The organism is Ralstonia pickettii (assembly GCF_016466415.2).
GTDB lineage: Bacteria > Pseudomonadota > Gammaproteobacteria > Burkholderiales > Burkholderiaceae > Ralstonia > Ralstonia pickettii.
In genome coordinates this window covers 1,512,417-1,531,900 of the sequence record NZ_CP066771.1, presented here as the reverse complement: position 1 = coordinate 1,531,900, position 19,484 = coordinate 1,512,417, and the positions used below count along the sequence as shown (strand labels likewise).

15 protein-coding genes and 2 tRNA genes are annotated in these 19,484 nt (G+C 62.7%); 13 read left to right on the top strand and 4 right to left on the bottom strand.

Going from position 1 to position 19,484, the window contains the following annotated elements:
* The first annotated feature begins 76 nt into the window (after nucleotides 1–76).
* The 11 genes from RP6297_RS07260 to RP6297_RS07210 all read left to right on the top strand — a co-directional run bounded on the left by RP6297_RS07260 (nucleotide 77) and on the right by RP6297_RS07210 (nucleotide 13,178).
* On the top strand, nucleotides 77–1,483 hold the full coding sequence (locus RP6297_RS07260; protein WP_009238055.1) for an MFS transporter: 1,407 nt from the start codon (nucleotides 77–79) through the stop codon (nucleotides 1,481–1,483).
* Nucleotides 1,484–1,584: 101 nt separating this feature from the next.
* Nucleotides 1,585–1,779, top strand: a complete 195-nt coding sequence (locus RP6297_RS07255; RefSeq protein ID WP_009238056.1) for a hypothetical protein — start codon at nucleotides 1,585–1,587, stop codon at nucleotides 1,777–1,779.
* 257 nt (nucleotides 1,780–2,036) lie between these two features.
* Nucleotides 2,037–4,055: a bifunctional tRNA (5-methylaminomethyl-2-thiouridine)(34)-methyltransferase MnmD/FAD-dependent 5-carboxymethylaminomethyl-2-thiouridine(34) oxidoreductase MnmC gene (mnmC, locus tag RP6297_RS07250; protein WP_009238057.1), complete on the top strand. Its 2,019-nt coding sequence runs from the start codon at nucleotides 2,037–2,039 to the stop codon at nucleotides 4,053–4,055.
* Nucleotides 4,056–4,299: 244 nt separating this feature from the next.
* Nucleotides 4,300–5,643: a trigger factor gene (tig, locus tag RP6297_RS07245; protein WP_009238058.1), complete on the top strand. Its 1,344-nt coding sequence runs from the start codon at nucleotides 4,300–4,302 to the stop codon at nucleotides 5,641–5,643.
* 41 nt (nucleotides 5,644–5,684) lie between these two features.
* Entirely contained in the window at nucleotides 5,685–6,332 is a 648-nt protein-coding gene (clpP, locus tag RP6297_RS07240) for an ATP-dependent Clp endopeptidase proteolytic subunit ClpP (RefSeq protein WP_004627017.1), read from the top strand.
* Nucleotides 6,333–6,528: 196 nt separating this feature from the next.
* Nucleotides 6,529–7,803: an ATP-dependent Clp protease ATP-binding subunit ClpX gene (gene clpX, locus RP6297_RS07235; protein ID WP_009238059.1), complete on the top strand. Its 1,275-nt coding sequence runs from the start codon at nucleotides 6,529–6,531 to the stop codon at nucleotides 7,801–7,803.
* Between the two features lie 169 nt (nucleotides 7,804–7,972).
* Nucleotides 7,973–10,387: an endopeptidase La gene (gene lon, locus RP6297_RS07230; protein ID WP_009238060.1), complete on the top strand. Its 2,415-nt coding sequence runs from the start codon at nucleotides 7,973–7,975 to the stop codon at nucleotides 10,385–10,387.
* Nucleotides 10,388–10,543: 156 nt separating this feature from the next.
* Nucleotides 10,544–10,816: an HU family DNA-binding protein gene (locus tag RP6297_RS07225; protein WP_009238061.1), complete on the top strand. Its 273-nt coding sequence runs from the start codon at nucleotides 10,544–10,546 to the stop codon at nucleotides 10,814–10,816.
* Between the two features lie 67 nt (nucleotides 10,817–10,883).
* Nucleotides 10,884–10,959 (top strand) — tRNA-Val (locus RP6297_RS07220).
* A 44-nt stretch (nucleotides 10,960–11,003) separates the two neighbouring features.
* Nucleotides 11,004–11,080 (top strand) — tRNA-Asp (locus tag RP6297_RS07215).
* A 157-nt stretch (nucleotides 11,081–11,237) separates the two neighbouring features.
* Nucleotides 11,238–13,178, top strand: a complete 1,941-nt coding sequence (locus RP6297_RS07210; RefSeq protein ID WP_009238062.1) for a SurA N-terminal domain-containing protein — start codon at nucleotides 11,238–11,240, stop codon at nucleotides 13,176–13,178.
* 83 nt (nucleotides 13,179–13,261) lie between these two features.
* On the opposite strand, the gene lepB is transcribed toward RP6297_RS07210, so the two are convergent.
* Complete coding sequence (gene lepB, locus RP6297_RS07205; RefSeq protein ID WP_009238063.1) at nucleotides 13,262–13,954, bottom strand: signal peptidase I; 693 nt, start codon at nucleotides 13,952–13,954, stop codon at nucleotides 13,262–13,264.
* 84 nt (nucleotides 13,955–14,038) lie between these two features.
* Nucleotides 14,039–14,647 carry an arylesterase gene (locus RP6297_RS07200; RefSeq protein WP_009238064.1) on the bottom strand — a complete coding sequence of 203 codons (609 nt, stop codon included), beginning with the start codon at nucleotides 14,645–14,647 and terminating at the stop codon, nucleotides 14,039–14,041.
* Between the two features lie 73 nt (nucleotides 14,648–14,720).
* On the opposite strand from RP6297_RS07200, the gene RP6297_RS07195 reads away from it, so the two are divergent.
* Nucleotides 14,721–15,431: an ABC transporter ATP-binding protein gene (locus RP6297_RS07195; RefSeq protein WP_009238065.1), complete on the top strand. Its 711-nt coding sequence runs from the start codon at nucleotides 14,721–14,723 to the stop codon at nucleotides 15,429–15,431.
* 9 nt (nucleotides 15,432–15,440) lie between these two features.
* On the opposite strand, the gene pgi is transcribed toward RP6297_RS07195, so the two are convergent.
* Together pgi and RP6297_RS07185 are read right to left on the bottom strand one after the other, a co-directional pair.
* Nucleotides 15,441–17,060, bottom strand: coding sequence for a glucose-6-phosphate isomerase (gene pgi / locus RP6297_RS07190; protein WP_009238066.1), 1,620 nt, complete (start codon nucleotides 17,058–17,060; stop codon nucleotides 15,441–15,443).
* 71 nt (nucleotides 17,061–17,131) lie between these two features.
* Nucleotides 17,132–18,727, bottom strand: a complete 1,596-nt coding sequence (locus RP6297_RS07185) for an NAD(P)H-hydrate dehydratase (RefSeq protein ID WP_009238067.1) — start codon at nucleotides 18,725–18,727, stop codon at nucleotides 17,132–17,134.
* Nucleotides 18,728–18,812: 85 nt separating this feature from the next.
* Here RP6297_RS07185 and RP6297_RS07180 point away from each other — a divergent pair, with 85 nt between their 5' ends.
* The gene (locus RP6297_RS07180) at nucleotides 18,813–19,382 is read left to right on the top strand and encodes a winged helix DNA-binding protein (protein WP_009238068.1); all 570 of its coding nucleotides are present in this window, start codon (nucleotides 18,813–18,815) and stop codon (nucleotides 19,380–19,382) included.
* The last annotated feature ends 102 nt before the right edge of the window (nucleotides 19,383–19,484 follow it).

Below are 19,484 nucleotides of genomic sequence, written 5' to 3'. Positions count from 1 at the left end.
ACCCAGGTTCACCACGACACGGCAGACAGCCCGGCAGAGGCTGCGCCAAACCGGCAGTACCACCAAGGAGACCAACATGCCTCACCAGCCTGCGCCCCATGTCGCCGCGGCCGCAAACCTCCAGCCGCGCCGGGCCGCGGTTGCCGCGTTCATCGGCACGACCATCGAGTGGTACGACTTCTATATCTACGGCCTCGCTGCCGCACTTGTGTTCGGCAAAGTGTTCTTCTCCAGGACGCTGGACCCCGGCATCGCCACGCTGCTCTCGTTCGTCACGCTGTGGGCCGGCTTTGCGGCGCGGCCCATCGGCGGGATCATCTTCGGGCATCTGGGCGACAAGATCGGCCGCAAGACCACGCTCATCATCACGCTCATCCTCATGGGCGTGGCGACGATGGGCATCGGCCTGCTGCCGGGCTATGCGCAGATCGGCCTATGGGCGCCGGTCGGGTTGGTTGTGCTGCGCGTGATCCAGGGCGTGGCCGTGGGCGGCGAGTGGGGCGGTGCGGTCCTGATTGCCAGCGAAAGCGCGCCCAAGCGCAAGAGCATTCTGTACTCGGCGTTTGCTCAGCAGGGTTCGCCTACGGGCAACCTGCTGGCAACGCTGGTGTTCTTCGCGCTGAGTGCGCTGCCGACACCGCAGTTCATGCTGTGGGGCTGGCGCGTGCCGTTCCTGCTGTCGGCGCTGCTGGTGATCGTCGGCATGGTCATCCGCCTGAAGCTGGAGGAGTCGGACGACATGAAGCGCGTGCTGGCACAGAAGAAGACCGTCAAACTGCCGCTCAAAGATGTCGTGCGCGACCACTGGGGCCTCGTGCTGCTGGGTGCCGGTACGCTGCCGCTCATTCATGTGACGTACCTGAAAAGCAACTTCGCGCTGGCGTGGGCCACGAAGGAACTCGGCTACGCCCAGGACACCTTCCTCGGCATCATCGCGATTGCGCTGGTGGTGCAGTTCATCACGCAGCCACTCGGTGCATGGCTGGTCTCGCGCATGGATATGCGTCGTGCGATCTGCCTGATGGTGCTGCCGGAGTTTCTGCTCATGCCGGTGATGTTCTTTGCCATCGAGACGAAGGTGGTCTGGATTGCTCTGCTCGGCATGTGTCTGGCGACGATTCCGCACTCGATGTTCTATGGCGCCATCGGCGGCATTCTGGCGCGCGTGTTTCCGACGCGCGTCCGCTATACGGGGTTGTCGCTGGCGTATCAGCTGTGCTCGCTCGTGGTGGGTGGCGGCACGCCGGTATTTGCGCAGTGGATGCTCAACAGCAGCGGCAACATCGTCGGCGTGGCGGTGTCATCGGCGCTGTATGCGCTGGTGTCGCTGGCATGCACGCTGGTACTGCTCAACCGCACCGGATATCGCGCAGACGAACTGTCCACCGCCGAACGCGCAGATGCAATGGAGTTGGGGCAGGGTGATGCCGATGTCTCCCGGCCGCTCGCCGGCCCGGTGGGCAAGCCTGTGGCTGCTGTCTGAGTTGTTGGGGCCACCGCGTCCTACACGAAACGCGCGGTGGCGCAACTGCCGCACCTTCCCTACGATGACAAGGCGAGCCATGCATAACGGGGAAGCACGCCATGTCCATCTTCGACGAAAACGAGCACCGCGAGGCCTTCTGGGAAACCGTGCGCCAGGCCATCGAGGCGCGCCAGCAAGCTGATGAAGCCCGTCGCGCGGGGCGGTTGACCGGGCTGGCAATCGGCCTTTCAGTGGCGGCGCTGGCGGTTGCACTCATGGCTTGGCGACACCGGTCTGCAGATGATGTGGCTTGAGGCTGTCCGGCTGCGCCACGCTCACTCTTGGCGCTCCATTGTGAATTCCCATTCATAAGATGCGGCGAAGGTGTTGCCGCGACGTCGTAAAGACGGGGTGGGAGGGAGAGCCGCGCGGTTATCTAACCACGATGATCGTGCGCATGGACAGTCGGGCCGATCCGGCATCCAGCCTGAAGCCGCCAGGCGGACTGCTTCAGATCAAGGCGCAGGGAAAGGGCGGCGTTACAATTTGCCGCTTCTTCCCAGGGTGTTCCATGCCACGCGGCCTCGTTCTCCCCACGCCTCAGCTCACGTCGGACGGCACGCCGTTCTCCGCGCAATACGACGACGTCTATCACAGCTCCGAAGGCGGTCTGGCGCAGGCGCATCACGTTTTCCTGGGCGGCAATGGCTTGCCTAGCGCGTGGCAGGGCAAGCGAACCTTCACCATTGTCGAAACAGGCTTCGGCCAAGGTCTGAATTTCCTTGCCACGTGGGCCGCGTGGCGCCACGATCCGCAGCGTTGCGCGCGACTCGATTTCGTTTCGATCGAGAAGCACCCATTCGATCGCGTAGGCTTGTCGATCGTGCATCCAAAGGACGGCGCGCTGGCGCCTCTTGCCGAGATGCTCCGTCAATCGTGGCCCGTGCCCGTGCCGGGTGTGCATCGCCTGGCGTTCGATGGCGGCTGCGTCACCCTGACGCTGCTGTTTGGTGACGCGATGGAGACGCTGCCCCAACTGTCGTGCGCTGCCGACGCGTTTTATCTCGACGGCTTCTCTCCCGCAAAAAACCCGGATCTGTGGCAGCCGCGCGTGTTCAAGCAGCTTGCGCGGGTAGCGCGCGCCGGCGCGACATTGGCCACGTATACCGCCGCTGGATTCGTACGGCGCGGCTTGCAGGAAGCTGGTTTCGAGGTGCGCAAGGCGCCCGGTTTCGGCACCAAACGCGACATGACCGTCGCGCAATTTCCAACCCACTGGCGCACGCGGCGCGGACCGGCCGAAGCGCCGGTCTGGAGCCAACATCACGCCATCGTGCTCGGCGCCGGGCTTGCCGGCTGCGCCGTTGCAGAACGGCTCGCGTCGCGCGGCTGGCGCATCACGCTCATCGACGAAAACGAGGGCCCCGCGCGAGGCACGTCGGCGCATCGCGCAGCGGCCATGCATCCCCATGTGTCCATCGACGACAGCGTGCTGTCGCAGCTATCGCGCGCAGGCAATCTCCTTGCGCGCCGCCACTGGGACGCGCTGGATCGCGCCGGCTTCGCCGCAGGTTTCCAATGCACCGGCGTCCTGCAACTCGCTGAACACGCCGGCGATGCCATCGAGCAGCAACGCATCGTGCAAGCGCTCGGCTATCCAACCGATTACATCGACTGGCTCAATGTGGAGCAGGCCGCCGAACGCATCGGAGCCAGCGTTCCGCAGGGAGGGTGGTGGTTTGCGCAAGCCGGCTGGGTCGCACCGCCGGACATTTGCCGTGCCAATCTCGCCGCTGCCGGGGCCGCTGTCGACGCACGTTGGAACACGCGTGTCGAATCGCTGCGCCAAGACGGCGATCAATGGGCGGCGCTGGACGCGCACCAGAATGTGATCGCCAGGGCGCCGGTCATCGTGCTCGCCAACAGTCTCGGTGCGGCACGTCTGGCGCCGTTGACATCCGCGTCGCTCAAGCCGGTGCGCGGTCAACTCACCGATGTGCCCGTCACTGCATTGCAAGCCGGCGCCGCGTGGCCAAAGGCCGTTGTTTGCGGCGAGGGGTACCTCTTGCCTGCCGAGCAGGGCGCACAGTCAGTGCGCATAGGTTCCTCATTCCAACCGGGCGCATCCGATCTGACGGAGCGCGTCGCCGATCACGTCGCCAATCTCCGGCGGCTGACCGCGTTGCAACCGGGTCAAGCGGGCGCGCTGGGCAGGCTCGACCCCGCCCAGTTACGAGGCTATGTCGGTGTGCGATGCGTCTCGGCCAATCGGTTGCCGTTGATCGGTCCGCTGGCGGATGAGGCCGCCGCTGCGGTACCCGGTTTTCGCTTGCGCGGGCCGCATGCGCAATTGCCTCGCCTTGCCGGGCTGTATGCCGCACTTGCGTATGGTTCGCGCGGCCTCACATGGTCGGTACTGGGCGCGGAGTTGCTGGCGGCACAGATTGACGGTGGCCCGCTCCCGCTGGAATCCGACCTGGTGGCAGCGCTCGACCCTGGCCGCTTTGTCCTGCGTGCGTTGCAACACGGAGGCCTCCAAGGGCAGGGCGCTGCACGCACGGAAAGCAAGGCTGCGGAACCGCTGGATTAACGCGCCGATTGAAGGGTTTTCCAAGCGTTCCGACCCAAAAAATCAGGGCCGCCGAACGTTCCATGCCATAATATGCGTTTTGCGTTTGCCAGCCTGAACGCGCCCGACGTGCCGTGCATTGTGCATTGAAGCGGCCCTCGCGCCGCATTCCTGCAAGCCCGGCAAGACCAAGAACTTTGAACCACGGCTGCTGCTGGCGCTGCGCCGTTCGACGCAACCATCTTCTGAATCTGGAATTACGACCATGTCGACTATCGAAAACCTCGGCAAGCTTGATCGCAAAGTGACCCTGGCTGTCCCGAAGGCCGAAGTGGAGCAAGAGAAGCAAAGCCGTCTGGCGCGTCTGTCCAAGACCGTCAAGATGTCCGGCTTCCGCCCGGGCAAGGTCCCGATGAAGATGGTCGAGAAGCAATACGGCCAACAAGTCGAATTCGAAGTCCGCTACGACAAGGCGGCCCGTCAGTTCTTCGACATCACCAACGAGCAGGGCGTGAAGGTCGCCGGCCAACCGCGCTTCGAGCTGAAGACCGAAGGCGTGGCCGATGACCAAGTCGCGTTCGATGCCACTTTCGAGGTGTACCCGGAAGTGAAGCTTGGCGATCTGGCCGGTGCGGAACTGACCCGCACCAAGACCGAAATCACCGATGCCGAAATCGACAAGACCCTCGACATCCTGCGCAAGCAACGCGTGCATTACCACCCGCGCGGCGAAGCCGGCGAGCACGGTGACGGCGGCGCAGCCGTTGCCCAAGACGGCGACCGCGTGACGGTTGATTTCGTCGGCACGATCGACGGCGTGGAATTCGCCGGCGGTAAGGCTGAAGGTTTCAGCTTCGTGCTGGGCGAAGGCCGCATGCTGCCCGAGTTCGAGCAAGCCACGCTGGGCCTGAAGCAAGGCGAATCGAAAAAATTCCCGCTGGCGTTCCCCGAGGATTACCACGGCAAGGACGTCGCTGGTAAGACGGCTGAGTTCACCGTCACGCTCAAGCAAGTTGAGTGGGCGCACCTGCCGGAAGTCAATGAAGCCTTCGCGCAATCGCTGGGCATCGCCGACGGCAACCTCGACAAGATGCGCGCCGACATCCGCGAAAACCTCGAGCGTGAGGTCAAGCGCCGCACGCACGCGTTGCTCAAGGATCAAGTCATGGAAGCGCTGCTGAAGGTGGCAGAGCTGGACGTGCCGAAGTCGCTGGTCGAGCAAGACCAGGAGCGTCTGGTCGAAATGGCGCGCCGCGACCTAGAATCGCGCGGCATGCCGAACGCCAAGAACATGCCGATCCCGGCGGAGATGTTCACGCAGCAAGCCGAGCGCCGTGTGAAGCTGGGCCTGGTGCTGGCCGAAGTCGTGAAGGCCAACGGCCTGGAAGCCAAGCCGGAGCAGATCAAGGCTGAGATCGAAGAGTTCGCCAAGAGCTACGAAGATCCGAAGGAAGTCATCCGCTGGTACTACGGTGACCAACAGCGCCTGGCTGAGATGGAAGCCTACGTGCTCGAAAACAACGTGGTAAATTTTGTGTGCGACAAGGCCAAGGTGACTGACAAGGTCGTGTCGTTCGAAGAGCTGACCGCCACGCCGGCGCAAGGCTGATTCGATCGATAAAGTTTCCGAAATAAGCACCGGAGAACCGCATGATCCGCAATGAACTGATCGACCAACTTGCCCGTACCCAAGCTTCCGCGCTCGAAACGCAGGGGCTCGGTCTGGTGCCGATGGTGGTCGAGCAGTCGGGCCGCGGCGAACGCGCCTACGATATCTACTCGCGCCTGCTAAAGGAGCGAGTGATCTTCATGGTGGGCGAGGTCAACGACCAGACTGCCAACCTCGTGGTGGCACAGCTGCTGTTCCTGGAAAGTGAGAATCCGGACAAGGACATCTCGCTGTACATCAATTCGCCGGGCGGTTCTGTATCGTCCGGTCTGGCAATGTACGACACGATGCAGTTCATCAAGCCGGACGTGTCCACGCTTTGCATGGGTATGGCAGCCAGTATGGGCGCGTTCCTGCTGGCAGCCGGCGCGAAGGGCAAGCGTCTGGCCCTTCCGAACTCGCGCATCATGATTCACCAGCCGCTGGGCGGCGCGCGGGGCCAGGCTTCCGACATCGAGATCCAGGCGCGTGAGATTCTGTACCTGCGCGAGCGCCTGAATACGGTGCTCTCGGAAGTGACCGGTCAGCCTGTTGATAAGATCGCCCGCGACACGGATCGTGATAACTTCATGAGCAGCGAACAGGCTAAGGAATACGGCCTGATCGACCAGGTCATCGCAAAGCGCTGAAGTGTCGGGGTAATGTGCCGATCTATGGATAGACGGCGTGGCCGGTGCGTTTTACGGCACACCGGCTAACCGCACGAAACATGTCAAGCGGTGTCAAAAACGAGGCCTCGCGCCTCGTTTTTGCTTGGAACAACACCTGCGGATCGTCGCCAGATAATTTGGCGTATGATGCTGCCAAGAACTACTGGTAATCGTTATGGCGGACAAGAAAGGCTCGACTGGCGAAAAGCTGCTGTACTGCTCGTTTTGCGGCAAGAGCCAGCATGAGGTCAAAAAACTGATTGCCGGCCCCTCGGTCTTCATCTGCGATGAATGTATCGACCTGTGCAACGAAATCATCCGGGACGAAGCTGCCATCTCTGAAAAAGAAGGTGGTCTGGCGGTCAAGTCCGACCTGCCCACGCCGCACGAAATTCGCCAAAGCCTCGACCAGTACGTCATCGGGCAGGAGCAGGCGAAGAAGATCCTGGCGGTCGCGGTTTACAACCATTACAAGCGCTTGAAGCACCTCGGCAAGAAGGACGATGTCGAGCTGTCCAAGAGCAACATTCTGCTCATCGGGCCGACTGGCTCGGGCAAGACCCTGCTGGCTCAAACGCTGGCGCGTCTCTTGAACGTGCCGTTCGTCATTGCCGACGCCACCACGCTGACCGAAGCAGGCTACGTGGGCGAGGACGTCGAGAACATCATCCAGAAGCTGCTGCAGAACTGCAATTACGAGGTGGATAAGGCCCAGCGTGGCATTGTCTACATCGACGAAATTGACAAGATTTCACGCAAGTCAGACAACCCCTCCATCACCCGGGACGTTTCCGGTGAAGGCGTCCAGCAAGCGCTGCTTAAACTGGTCGAAGGCACGATGGCATCGGTGCCGCCGCAAGGTGGCCGCAAGCATCCGAACCAAGACTTCCTGCAAGTTGATACGACCAACATCTTGTTCATCTGCGGCGGCGCGTTCGATGGTCTGGAAAAGATCATCATGCAGCGCTCTGACAAGACCGGAATCGGTTTTGGCGCAGAGGTGCAGAGCAAGGAAGAGCGCGACGTCAGCGAAGTGCTGCCGCAAGTGGAGCCGGAAGATCTCATCAAGTTCGGCCTGATTCCCGAGTTGATCGGCCGTCTGCCCGTGGTGGCGACGCTGGCCAAGCTCGACGAGGCTGCCTTGATGGAAATCCTGGTCGAGCCCAAGAACGCAATCGTCAAGCAGTATCAGAAGCTGCTGGCAATGGAAGGGGTGGAGCTGGAAATTCGTCCGAGCGCGCTGACGGCAATCGCCCGCAAGGCGATCAAGCGCAAGACGGGTGCGCGCGGTCTGCGTTCCATCGTCGAGCACGCTTTGATGGATGTGATGTATGACCTCCCCAACCACAAGGGGGTGCAAAAGGTGGTGATCGATGAAAGCACGATCTCCGACGAAGGCAAGCCCTTGCTGATTTACGAAGAGCAACCCAAGGTTGCAGGTTCCAACTGACGCGAATGCCCGGCCGGGATGCGCCGTATGCGTCCCATGCAGGAAGCCGTTCGCTTGCGAGCGGCTTTTTTGCTTCGGGAAACCGGGTCGGCATGCGACTTGCAGCAGCGGTCTTGTAAAACCGTCGCTGTGCCCAATTTAGCCCTTACATGACTTTCTGGGGAAAATAATGTCCGGAACCCAACTTTTACCCGCTGAGCAGATTCGCCTGCCGCTGTTGCCGCTGCGTGACGTGGTGGTGTTTCCGCACATGGTGATTCCGCTGTTCGTGGGGCGCCCCAAATCCATCAAGGCGCTGGAAGCTGCGATGGAAGCGGGCAAGAGCATCATGCTCGTTGCGCAAAAGACGGCCGCCAAGGACGAGCCGACCGACAAGGATCTGTACGAGGTCGGCTGTATCGCGAACATTCTGCAGATGCTGAAGCTACCGGACGGCACCGTGAAGGTGCTGGTCGAGGGCACTCAGCGCGCCAACATCCTGTCCGTCACCGACGACGAATCTCACTTCTTCTGCGAAGCGGTACCCGTCGGCCCGGAACCGACTGAATCGGCTGAGACCGAGGCGCTGCGTCGCGCCATCGTGTCGCAGTTCGACCAGTACGTGAAGCTGAACAAAAAGATCCCGCCGGAGATTCTGACTTCGCTGTCGGGTATCGACGAACCGGGTCGCTTGGCTGACACCATTGCCGCACATCTGCCGATCAAGCTCGAGCAGAAGCAGAAGATTCTCGAGATGTTCAACGTGACCGAACGTCTAGAGAGCCTGCTGTCGCAGCTGGAAGGCGAGATCGACATCCTGCAGGTGGAAAAGCGCATCCGTGGCCGCGTCAAGCGCCAGATGGAGAAGAGCCAGCGCGAGTACTACCTGAACGAGCAGGTCAAGGCCATCCAGAAGGAGCTGGGCGAAGGCGAGGAAGGCGCCGATCTCGAAGAGCTGGACAAGAAGATCAAGGCCGCCCGCATGCCGAAGGAGGCCAAGAAGAAGGCCGAGTCCGAGTTCAAGAAGCTCAAGCTGATGTCGCCGATGTCGGCCGAGGCGACGGTCGTGCGCAACTATATCGACACGTTGGTGGGTCTGCCGTGGCGCAAGAAGAGCAAGGTCAACAACGACCTGTCGAACGCCGAGCAGGTGCTGGATCAAGACCACTACGGTTTGGAAAAGGTCAAGGAACGTATCCTTGAGTATCTCGCCGTGCAACAGCGCGTCGACAAGCTCAAAGCGCCGATCCTGTGCCTCGTGGGGCCGCCGGGTGTTGGCAAGACCTCGCTCGGGCAGTCGGTGGCGCGTGCAACGAACCGCAAGTTCGTGCGCATGGCGCTGGGTGGCGTGCGTGACGAGGCCGAGATTCGCGGTCACCGCCGTACGTACATCGGTTCGATGCCGGGCAAGATCCTGCAGAGCCTGACGAAGGTCGGCGTGCGCAACCCACTGTTCCTGCTCGACGAGATCGACAAGATGGGTGCGGATTTCCGCGGCGACCCGTCGTCTGCATTGCTCGAAGTGCTGGACCCGGAACAGAACCACACGTTCCAGGACCACTACATCGAAGTGGACTTCGACCTGTCGGATGTGATGTTCGTGGCGACGTCGAACTCGCTGAACATTCCGGCGCCGCTGCTGGACCGGATGGAAGTGATTCGCCTGTCGGGTTACACAGAAGACGAAAAGGTCAACATCGCCCGTCGCTACTTGCTGCCCAAGCAGATCAAGAACAATGGTCTGAAGGAGGGCGAGATCGAGGTGACCGAAGCCGCGCTGCGCGACATCATCCGCTACTACACGCGGGAAGCCGGTGTTCGTTCGCTGGAACGCGAGGTCTCGAAGATCTGCCGCAAGGTCGTCAAGCAACTGCTGCTGAAGAAAGAAGCCAATACGTCCGTGAAGGTGGATTCGGACAACCTGGACAAATTCCTTGGCGTGCGTCGTTTCGACTTTGGTCTGGCCGGCAAGGAAGACCAGGTCGGCCAGGTGACCGGTTTGGCATGGACCGAAGTGGGCGGCGATCTGCTGACCATTGAAGCCGCGCTGATGCCGGGCAAGGGCAACATCACCCGCACGGGTTCGCTGGGCGACGTGATGAAGGAGTCCGTCGAGGCTGCGCGCTCGGTGGTGCGTTCGCGGTCGGCTCGGCTGGGTATCAAGGATGAGATGTTCGAGAAGCGTGACATCCACATTCACGTGCCCGAAGGGGCGACGCCCAAGGATGGTCCGTCGGCAGGTATTGCGATGACGACGGCGCTGGTGTCGGTGCTGACCGGGATTCCGGTGCGCGCAGACGTGGCGATGACCGGCGAAATCACCCTGCGCGGCGAAGTGTTGCCGATCGGCGGCTTGAAGGAAAAGCTGCTGGCCGCTCACCGCGGTGGCATCAAGCTCGCGCTGATTCCGGAGGAGAACGTCAAGGACTTGGCTGACATTCCGGACAACGTGAAGAACAGCATCGAGATTCAGCCGGTCCGCTGGATCGACAAGGTGCTGGAACTCGCGCTGGTGCGTAAGCCGGAGCCGCTGCCGGAAGAAGAAGCCAAGCCGGCGCCCGCCCAGGGCGATGACGGCAAGTCGCAGGAAATGGTGCATCACTGACATCTTGGCTTGCCGAGGTTGAAGAAGGGCCCGACATGTTCGGGCCCTTTTTCTTTGCACTGGCTGCGACACGTGGCACACAGTTCTTCGCCTTGACACGTCGATTGACGGCCACTTTAATGAATCCACACTAGCGGTGTTCGGGGAGGTGGCACGATGAATAAAACAGATCTCATCGACCATGTGGCAGCGCAAACTGATATGTCGAAAGCCGCAGCGGGGCGCGCCATCGACGCGCTGATCGACGGTATCAAAGATGCATTGTGCGACGGTGGCTCGGTCACGCTGGTCGGCTTTGGCACGTTTCTGGTCGGCAAGCGATCTTCGCGTAATGGACGCAATCCGCGCACGGGTGCGGCCATCACGATCGAAGGTGGTAAAGTTGCTAAATTCAAACCTGGCAAAGCGCTGAAAGATGCGCTAAACTAGCGGGCTTTGGTGCTCGTGGGTGACAACACGGGCGCCGGACAGTCCGGCTTACGCCGGCGGTACGAACGGGTGCTTAGCTCAGTTGGTAGAGCAGCGCCCTTACAAGGCGCGGGTCGGGAGTTCGAGCCTCTCAGCACCCACCATCGTTCGTATTGCCGCTCCAGCGTCGGAAGGTCCGACCCAATCTGGAGCGGTAGTTCAGTCGGTTAGAATACCGGCCTGTCACGCCGGGGGTCGCGGGTTCGAGTCCCGTCCGCTCCGCCAGAATCCTGTACAAAGGCCCGATTCGTTCGGGCCTTTGTCTTTTCAGCGGCGAATGCTTGCAGGTCATGCCTGTGCGCCATGCCGCGATTGTCCGGAATGTCGGCGGCACCTGATAGAATCGCCGGATTTTCCATCTTCCATTCACCTCCGGTCCAGCATGCTTGATTTCGTACGTACGCATCGGCGCTTGATGTTTCTGGTGCTGCTGATTCTGGTGTTCCCGTCGTTCGTGTTCTTTGGCGTGCAGAGCTATTCGAGCTTCATGGACAGCTCGCATGACGCTGCCAAGGTCGACGGCAAGGTCATCTCGACCAACGAAGTCGACGCGCGCGTGCGCGAGCAGACCGAGCGCCTGCGCCAGATGCTTGGCGCGCAATATGATCCGCGCCAGTTCGAAGGTCCACAGATGCGCCGCGACGTGCTCGACGGCATCATCCAGCAACGCGTGCTGGCCAATGAGGTCACGCGTGCAAACCTGACCATCTCGAACGAGAAGATTCGCGACACCATCCTCCAAATTCCGGCCGTGGCGGCGCTGCGCAAGCCGGATGGCTCCTTCGATCAGGAAGCCTACGTAAGGCTGCTGTCTGCGCAGAACATGACGCCCGAGCAGTTGGAAGGCAATCTGCGCTTCGAGCTCTCGCAGCAACAGATTCCGCAATCGATCGTGTCGTCGGCGTTTGTGCCGAAGTCGCTGGTGGATCGCCTCATCCAGGTACGCGATCAGCAACGTGAAGTTCAGGCACTGCTGTTCAAGCCGGCGGACTACGCTGCAAAGGTCAATGCGGACGACAAGGCCATCCAGGCTTACTACGACGCGCACCAGCAGGAATTCTCTGTGCCGGAGCAAGTCAAGGCCGAGTATGTCGTGTTCTCGGGCGAAGAGATGATGAAGCAGATTCCGGTCACGCCCGAGCAGCTCAAGGAGTACTACGATCAGAACGCTGCGCGCTTCAAGACACAGGAAGAACGCCGCGCCGCTCACATTCTGATCAAGCTGCCGGATAACGCCAAGCCTGCCGACAAGGAAGCCGCCAAGAAGAAGGCCGAAGAAGTCCTGGCCGAGGTGCGTAAAAACCCCGCGAGCTTCGCAGATCTCGCCAAGAAGTACTCTGGCGATCCGGGTTCAGCCGCGCAGGGTGGCGAGCTGGGCTTCCTCGGCAAGGGCGCGACTGTGCCGCCGTTCGAGAACGCGCTGTTTGCGCTCAAGCAGCCGGGCGACATCAGTGACGTGGTCCAAAGCGATTTTGGTTTCCACATCATCAAGCTGGAAGAAGTGAAGGGTGGCGGTGTGCAGCCGTTGGAAGCCGTCAAGCCGGAGCTTGAACGCGAACTGCGTACGCAACTCGCGAACAAGAAGTACTCGGAGCTGGCCGATGCGTTCTCCAACACGGTGGAAGATCAGTCCGACAGCCTGAAGCCGGTGGCTGACAAGCTCAAGCTGCAGATCCAGACGGCCGACAACGTGACCCGCACGCCGAGCCCGGCGCAGTCCGGCAGCCCCATCGGCAATGACAAGGTGCTCAAGGCGCTGTTTGCCGACGACGTGATCAAGAACCACCGCAATACAGCTGCCATCCAGGTGGGTCCGACCACGCTGGTTGCAGCGCGTGCGGCGGAGTATCGTCCGGCAACGGTGAAGAAGCTGGCCGACGTGCGTGAACAGGTCAAGGCTAAGGTGATCGCCGAGCAAGCCGCTGCGCTGGCCAAGAAGGCCGGCGAAGAGAAGCTGGCTGCCGTGAAGCAGAGTAACAGCGCCGATGGTTTCGGTGCTGTACAGACGGTCTCGCGCCAGCAGGCGCAGGGCACGCCGCCGGCTGCACTGACAGCCATCCTGCGCGCGGATGCGACCAAGCTGCCGACCACCATTGGCGTCGACCTGGGTGCCCAGGGCTACGCGCTGTATCGCATCAACAAGGTGCTGCCGCCGGCCAATGTGGACGAGACGCGCCGCGCTGCCGATGCACAGCAACTGGCTCAGGCCGCGGGTCAGACCGAGTTCAATGCCTACTATGAAGCACTGAAGGCGCGCTCGAAGGTGAAGATCAACAGCAGCGCGGTCGACAGCAGCAAGCCAGCCAATACTGCAGAGGACTAATACGGCGTGCAGAGTACGTAGCCTGACGAAAAAGCCCCCTCAATAACGAGGGGGCTTTTTCTTTGCGTACTTTTGGCGTTGCGCTAGTCCAGCGGCTTGCCCATGCGTGCGAGGCGCGGCATGTACAAGTGGTCTGGATCGAACGATAGGGCCAGGTGGGAAGCGCGAGCGATCAGATTCTTGCGCGGTACGAGACCGAAGTAGCGGGAGTCGCGGCTGTTGTCGCGGTTGTCACCCAGCATGAGGTAGTGGTCTTGCGGGACGATGATGGGACCGAAACTGCGCAGGGCACGCACCTCCGGCAAGACCATCACGGTGTGCTGCCGGCCCGGTAGCGCTTCCGACCAGAGTTCGTGCGGCAGCATCGCCGTTGCTTGCGGCAGCGCGCCGGGTGCGACGTCTGGCAGCGGCGCATAGGCCAAGCGCTGGTGATTGATGTAGAGCGCTTCGTCACGCATTTCAACCACGTCGCCGGGCAGCCCGATGAGTCGCTTGACCAGCTTCGTGCCGTCTTCGGGGGAGGAGAAGACGACGACATCACCACGTCGCGGGTCGCTGCCGCGCTTGAGCCAGACGGTGGTGGCCGGTACGCGCACCCCGTAAGCCAACCGGTTCATCAAGATGTAGTCGCCTTCGATGAGCGTGGGATTCATTGAGCCGCTCGGCACGACTGCCCAGTCCGCAATGCAGGCGCGGAAGGCAAAAAGCAGCGACATGCCGACCAGGAACCGCTTGTTGTCACGCGCTGCGCGCAGCCCGCTTGCCAGAAGCTTCATGGTGTTCGCCCGAGTGAGAGGTGGCCGCCGTGCCGGAGCCGGAAATCCGATGCGCCGGATGACGCCATCGGTGCGGCAGAAGGGTTATCTTCCGACCCGGGCTTTAAGGAGAGGTTCCAGTTTGGGCCACACGTTATCGAGCATCGTCGGCTGCGCTGCGGCAATGGGGTGGATGCGATCTTCCTGGAACCAGTCGGGCCGCTGCGCAACCCCTTCGAGCAGGAATGGCACCAGTGGCAGCTTGTACTGCTGCGCCAGCTTGCCGAACATGGCGAAGAAGCGCTCGCTGTAATCCGGGCCGTAGTTGGGCGGGATGCGCATGCCCACCAGCAGCACCTTCGCGCCAGCCGCTTGCGATGCTTCGATCATCGCCTTCATGTTGCCCTCGCTGGAGGCGAGCGACAGGCCGCGCAGCGCGTCGTTACCGCCCAGTTCGAGAATCACGACAGAGGGCTTTTCGCGGGCCAGCACGGCGGGCAAGCGCGAGCGGCCGCCGGCCGTGGTGTCGCCGCTGATGCTTGCATTGGCGACGCTATAATCGGGCTTCCGTTCTTTGAGTCGCCTGTCGAGTAACGCGACCCAGCCTGTGCCTTGCGCCAGGCCGTATCCCGCCGACAGGCTGTCACCGAGCACCACCACGCGATGCGATGCAGGCGCGCCTTGTGCTGCAGCCGTCTGTGCGAGTGGCAGCATGCCGAACACTGCGCAGCCAAGCGCCGCGGCGAGTAACTTCACACTGCGCCTTCTACTACCTACCAGTCCAATCATGTCGTCTTCCGCTACCTGGGTGATTGAAGTCGATTTGCTGCACAAGACCGTGCGCGATGCCACCGGTGAGTTGCCTATTCTGAGCGATGTTGCCTTCCGTGTGGAAAGGGGCGAGACATTGGCGATTGTCGGCGCGTCGGGCTCGGGAAAATCGACGCTGCTTGGGTTGCTTGCGGGCCTGGACCTGCCGACATCGGGCTCCGTCAAGCTGCTGGGCAACGACCTGTTCAAGCTGGACGAGGATGGCCGCGCAGCCGTGCGTGGCAGCCACGTCGGCTTTGTCTTTCAATCGTTCCAGTTGCTGCCTCATCTGACGGCCCTTGAGAACGTGATGCTGCCATTGGAGTTGCAGGGCGACGTGAGCACCGCCGATATGCGCCGGCGCGCCACGGTCCTGCTGGAGCGTGTCGGCCTTGGAGCACGGCTGTCGCACTACCCGAAGACGCTGTCCGGCGGCGAGCAGCAGCGCGTGGCCCTGGCGCGCGCGTTCGTGACCGAGCCCGACATTCTCTTTGCCGACGAGCCGACCGGCAGTCTCGACACCGCCACGGGCGAAGCCGTGATCGCGCTGATGTTTGAACTCAACCGCAGTGCCGGCTCCACGCTGGTGCTGGTGACGCACGACCGCTCCGTGGCTGCGCGATGCAGCCGTATTCTCACCATTGAAGCTGGGCATCTCGTCGGCGACGAGATCGTCACCGAACTCTGAACGTTTGCGTCAGAGGGCGGCCTTGGCGCGGCGAATCAACGCCGCCGTCGACGCATCATGCGCCACGGAGGCCGGAGCCCCTTCCAGTTCCGCCTGGATCGGCTTGGCGAGTTTCTTGCCAAGCTCCACGCCCCACTGATCGAACGAGTTGATGTTCCACACCGCACCCTGCACGAAGGTGCGGTGCTCGGCGCAGGCGATGAGTGCGCCCAGTGACGCAGCGTCCAGCCTTTCCATCAGGATGGTCGTGCTCGGGCGATTGCCTTCGAACACCATGTGCGGCACCAGCGCTTCGTCGGTGACGCCGCCCGCGCGGACCTCCTCGGCGGTGCGCCCCAGCAGCAGCGCCTCGCCCTGCGCAAAGCAGTTCGCGAGCAGTTTGGCGTGGTGGCCGGGCAGGGTGCGCACCGGCTCGAGTGTGGTGATGAAATCCACGGGCACGATCTGCGAGCCCTGGTGGATCAACTGGAAATACGCATGCTGCCCGTTGGTGCCGGCCGTGCCCCAGACGATGGGGCCGGTGTCGGTATCGATGGCCGCGCCGTTGCGTTGGACGGATTTGCCGTTGCTCTCCATCTCCAACTGTTGCATGAAGTCGGTTAGCAACTCCAGCGGCGCGCAGTAGGGCACGGTACAGGCACTCGCCGCGTCGAAGAAGCCGCGATACCAGACCGACAGCATCCCGAGAATGAGCGGCAAGTTTTCACGCGGCGCGGCCGTGGCGAAGTGGCGATCCATGGCGCGCGCGCCATCGAGCATCGCTTCGAATTGCTGCGGCCCGATTGCCAGCACGATCGACAGGCCCACCGCCGACCACAGCGAGAACCGCCCGCCAACCCAATCCCAGAACGTGAACATGTTGTCCGGGTCGATGCCGAACTGGACGACGGCCTCGTGGTTGGTGGAGACAGCGACGAAGTGGTGCCTGAGCTGGGCTTCAGCTACGCCATGCTCGACAAACCAACGGCGCATGCTGTGCGCGTTCGCCATGGTTTCGAGCGTGGTGAACGTCTTCGAACAGACAATCGCGAGCGTGGTATCCGGGTCGAGATGGTCGAGCGTTTCGGCCAAGTCCGTACCATCGACGTTGGAGACGAAATGCACGCGCACCTGTGGCACGGCAAGGTGGTCCAGCGCGCGGCACACCATGCGCGGGCCGAGGTCCGAACCGCCGATGCCAATGTTCACCACGTCGGTGATGCGCTTCCCGGAATGGCCCGTCCACGCGCCGCTATGCACGCGGTTGGCGAAGTCGTGCATCTGGGCCCGCACGCCCAGCACTTCGGGCATGACGGGCTCGCCATCGGCGCGATAGTCGTCTTCAGCGCGGCCACGCAGGGCCACGTGCAAGACGGAGCGGTGCTCGGTGTTGTTGATGCGGTCGCCACGCAGCATGGCATCGCGCAGCGCAAGCACGCCGGCCTCGTCAGCAAGTTGCAGTAGCAGCGCCAGGGTCTCGGGCGTGAGGCGGTTTTTTGAGTAATCGACCGTCAGGCCAGCCGCATCCAGCGTGAACACGCGTACCCGTTCTTCGGCATCGGGCGCGGCAAACCAGTCGCGCATATGTGCTGCGCGGATCGATTCTGCGTGTTGCGTCAGGGACTGCCAGGCGGGTAGGGCTGTGGGCATACGGCGTGAGGTGACGTGAGGTTGGTGCGGGAAAACGAGTGGGCAGTATAACGGCGCTGTATGACGGCTTTCTATCGGCGAACGTCCGACGCCAGCAAGGCGTTGAGAGCGCCTCGCGCCGGCGCGCATAGCTCGCTTGCGTGCAGGCCGATGGGGCCGACGCCCGCGTGGACGAGGTCATCGGCGGCTCGCCCGTGCAGCCATACAGCCGCCAGTGCGGCTTCGCGCGCGCCCATGCCTTGCGCAAGCAGTGCGCCGATCATGCCGGTCAGCACATCGCCGGTCCCCCCGGTTGCGAGCCCGCCGTTGCCGGTTGGATTGACAGCCGGCGTGGTGCCCGGCGCCGCGATGATGGTGCCCGAGCCTTTGAGAACGACCACCGCGCCCGTCCGATTGACAAGCGCCTGAGCGGCGGCAAGCCGGTCCTGCTGGACGGCGCGCGCATCGGTGTGCAGCAGTCGCGCGGCTTCCAGCGGATGCGGCGTCAGCACCAACGGCACACCGCTTCCGGCCGACTGTGTGAGCCGTGCGAGCAGCGCCGGCGTTTTCGCAAAGAGGTTCAGTGCATCGGCGTCGAACACGGCGGGCGTGTGCGCTGCCAGCATGCGGTCCAGCAGATGCTCGAGCGCGGCTTCCGATTCTTTGCCGGTGCCCATGCCGGGGCCCACGGCCAGCGCCTGCATGCCACCCAGATCAAGGGTGCCCCAACTGTGCAGCATCAATTCAGGTTGCGCGGGGTCGACACGCGGAGCATCGGACGCAAGCGAGACGACGTGCACCTTGCCCGCGCCCAGATGGAGCGCGCCGCGCGCCGACAGCAGCGGCGCTCCGACCATACCGGCCGCACCGCCCACGATTGCCGCACTGCCGTAGGTGCCTTTGTGCCCGTTATGCCGCCGGCGCGGCACGTGCGGGAGCCAGCGTGACGGCGTGTTGACGAAGGCGTCCGCTTCAATCACGCCGTCATAAGCCGGTTGCGCGGCTTGGAGATCGGCCAGCGCAATGTCGCCGGAGGCATCGCGGCCATCCCCCGTCAGCAAGCCCGGCTTGACCGCCAGAAAGGTGATGGTGGCGCGCGCCTGGATAACGGGGGACTCAGCGGCAGGCGGCTGACCCGTATCGCCGTTCAGCCCGGAGGGAATGTCCAGAGCGTACACCGGCAAGCCGCTGGCATTGATGGTGTCGACCAGTGCGGCATGCAACCCCGTCAGCGGCCGGGCGAGTCCGATACCAAAGAGGCCGTCGACGATGACGGAGGCAGCCGCCGGCACCGAAGCTGCCGTGTGCAGAGGTTCAATGGGAACATTCGCGGCACAAGCCTCCGTCCAGGCGCGGCGGGCGTCATCAGGCAGCTTGGCTGGGTCTGCGGCAAGCCATACCGTGACGGCGCGCCCGGATAGATGCAGCACCGTCGCCGCAACGAGCGCATCGCCACCGTTGTTGCCTGGGCCGGCAACGAGCAGGACATGCCCGTGTGGCGCGCGCGTCCGCAGCCAGTCGGCGGCGGCTTCGCCCGCCCTGGCCATCAAGGTGAAGGGTTCGAGGGTTCGGTACGCAGCTGCTTCCAGCGCGCGGATGCCCGCTGTGCCGAAGAGCAGGTCGGCGCCGTGGTGTGCGGCCAGTGCGCCGTCGATCAGGATTTCGCGCCAGCTAGGGTGTGAGGACATGGCAACTACGCTTTCAACAGTGCAGACATGACGATCTATTCTCTTACAATAGCCCGCGTTTACGGTCCTTTCCCAGCCTGTTGCAATGTCCAAATCGCCGACCACCCCGAAAGCTGATCTGCCGCAATCCGCAGCCAATGAGGACGCAGGCAAGGGCGGGCCGATCGTATCTTCGTCGCACCTGGTGTCGGCGCGCAGCCCCGAGCTGTCGGAGTTCGAGTTTGCGCTCAACACGGCCTACAACGCCTACAACCGCTGGTGCGTGCGCTGCATGGCCGCCGCCGGCGTGCGCGACCTGACCTTCCTCGATGTGCTGGTGGTGCACCACGTCAACCATCGCGGGCGGGCCAAGCGCCTGGCCGACATCTGCTTCGTACTCAACGTGGAAGACACCCATCTCGTGACGTATTCCCTCAAGAAACTGCAGGGGATGGAGCTGGTGGAAGGCACGCGCAACGGCAAGGAAGTCACCTACACCACCACCGAAGCTGGCGAAAAGGCCTGCGCTCGCTACCGCGAGATCCGCGAGCAGTGCCTGACCAGCAATATTTCGCCCAGCGGCGAGGAAAATGCCGAGATTGGCGAGCTGGCGCGCCTGCTGCGCGTGCTGACGGGCCTCTACGAGCAGGCTGCGCGGTCCGCCACGTCGCTGTAAAACGGGCGTTTTCGACGATTTCCGGCCGAGGCAGGCGCATTTCAGGCCGATTTGAGGGCCGGTAACAAGGGCCGGGCAAGGTACAATAGCGGTTTTCCCGCG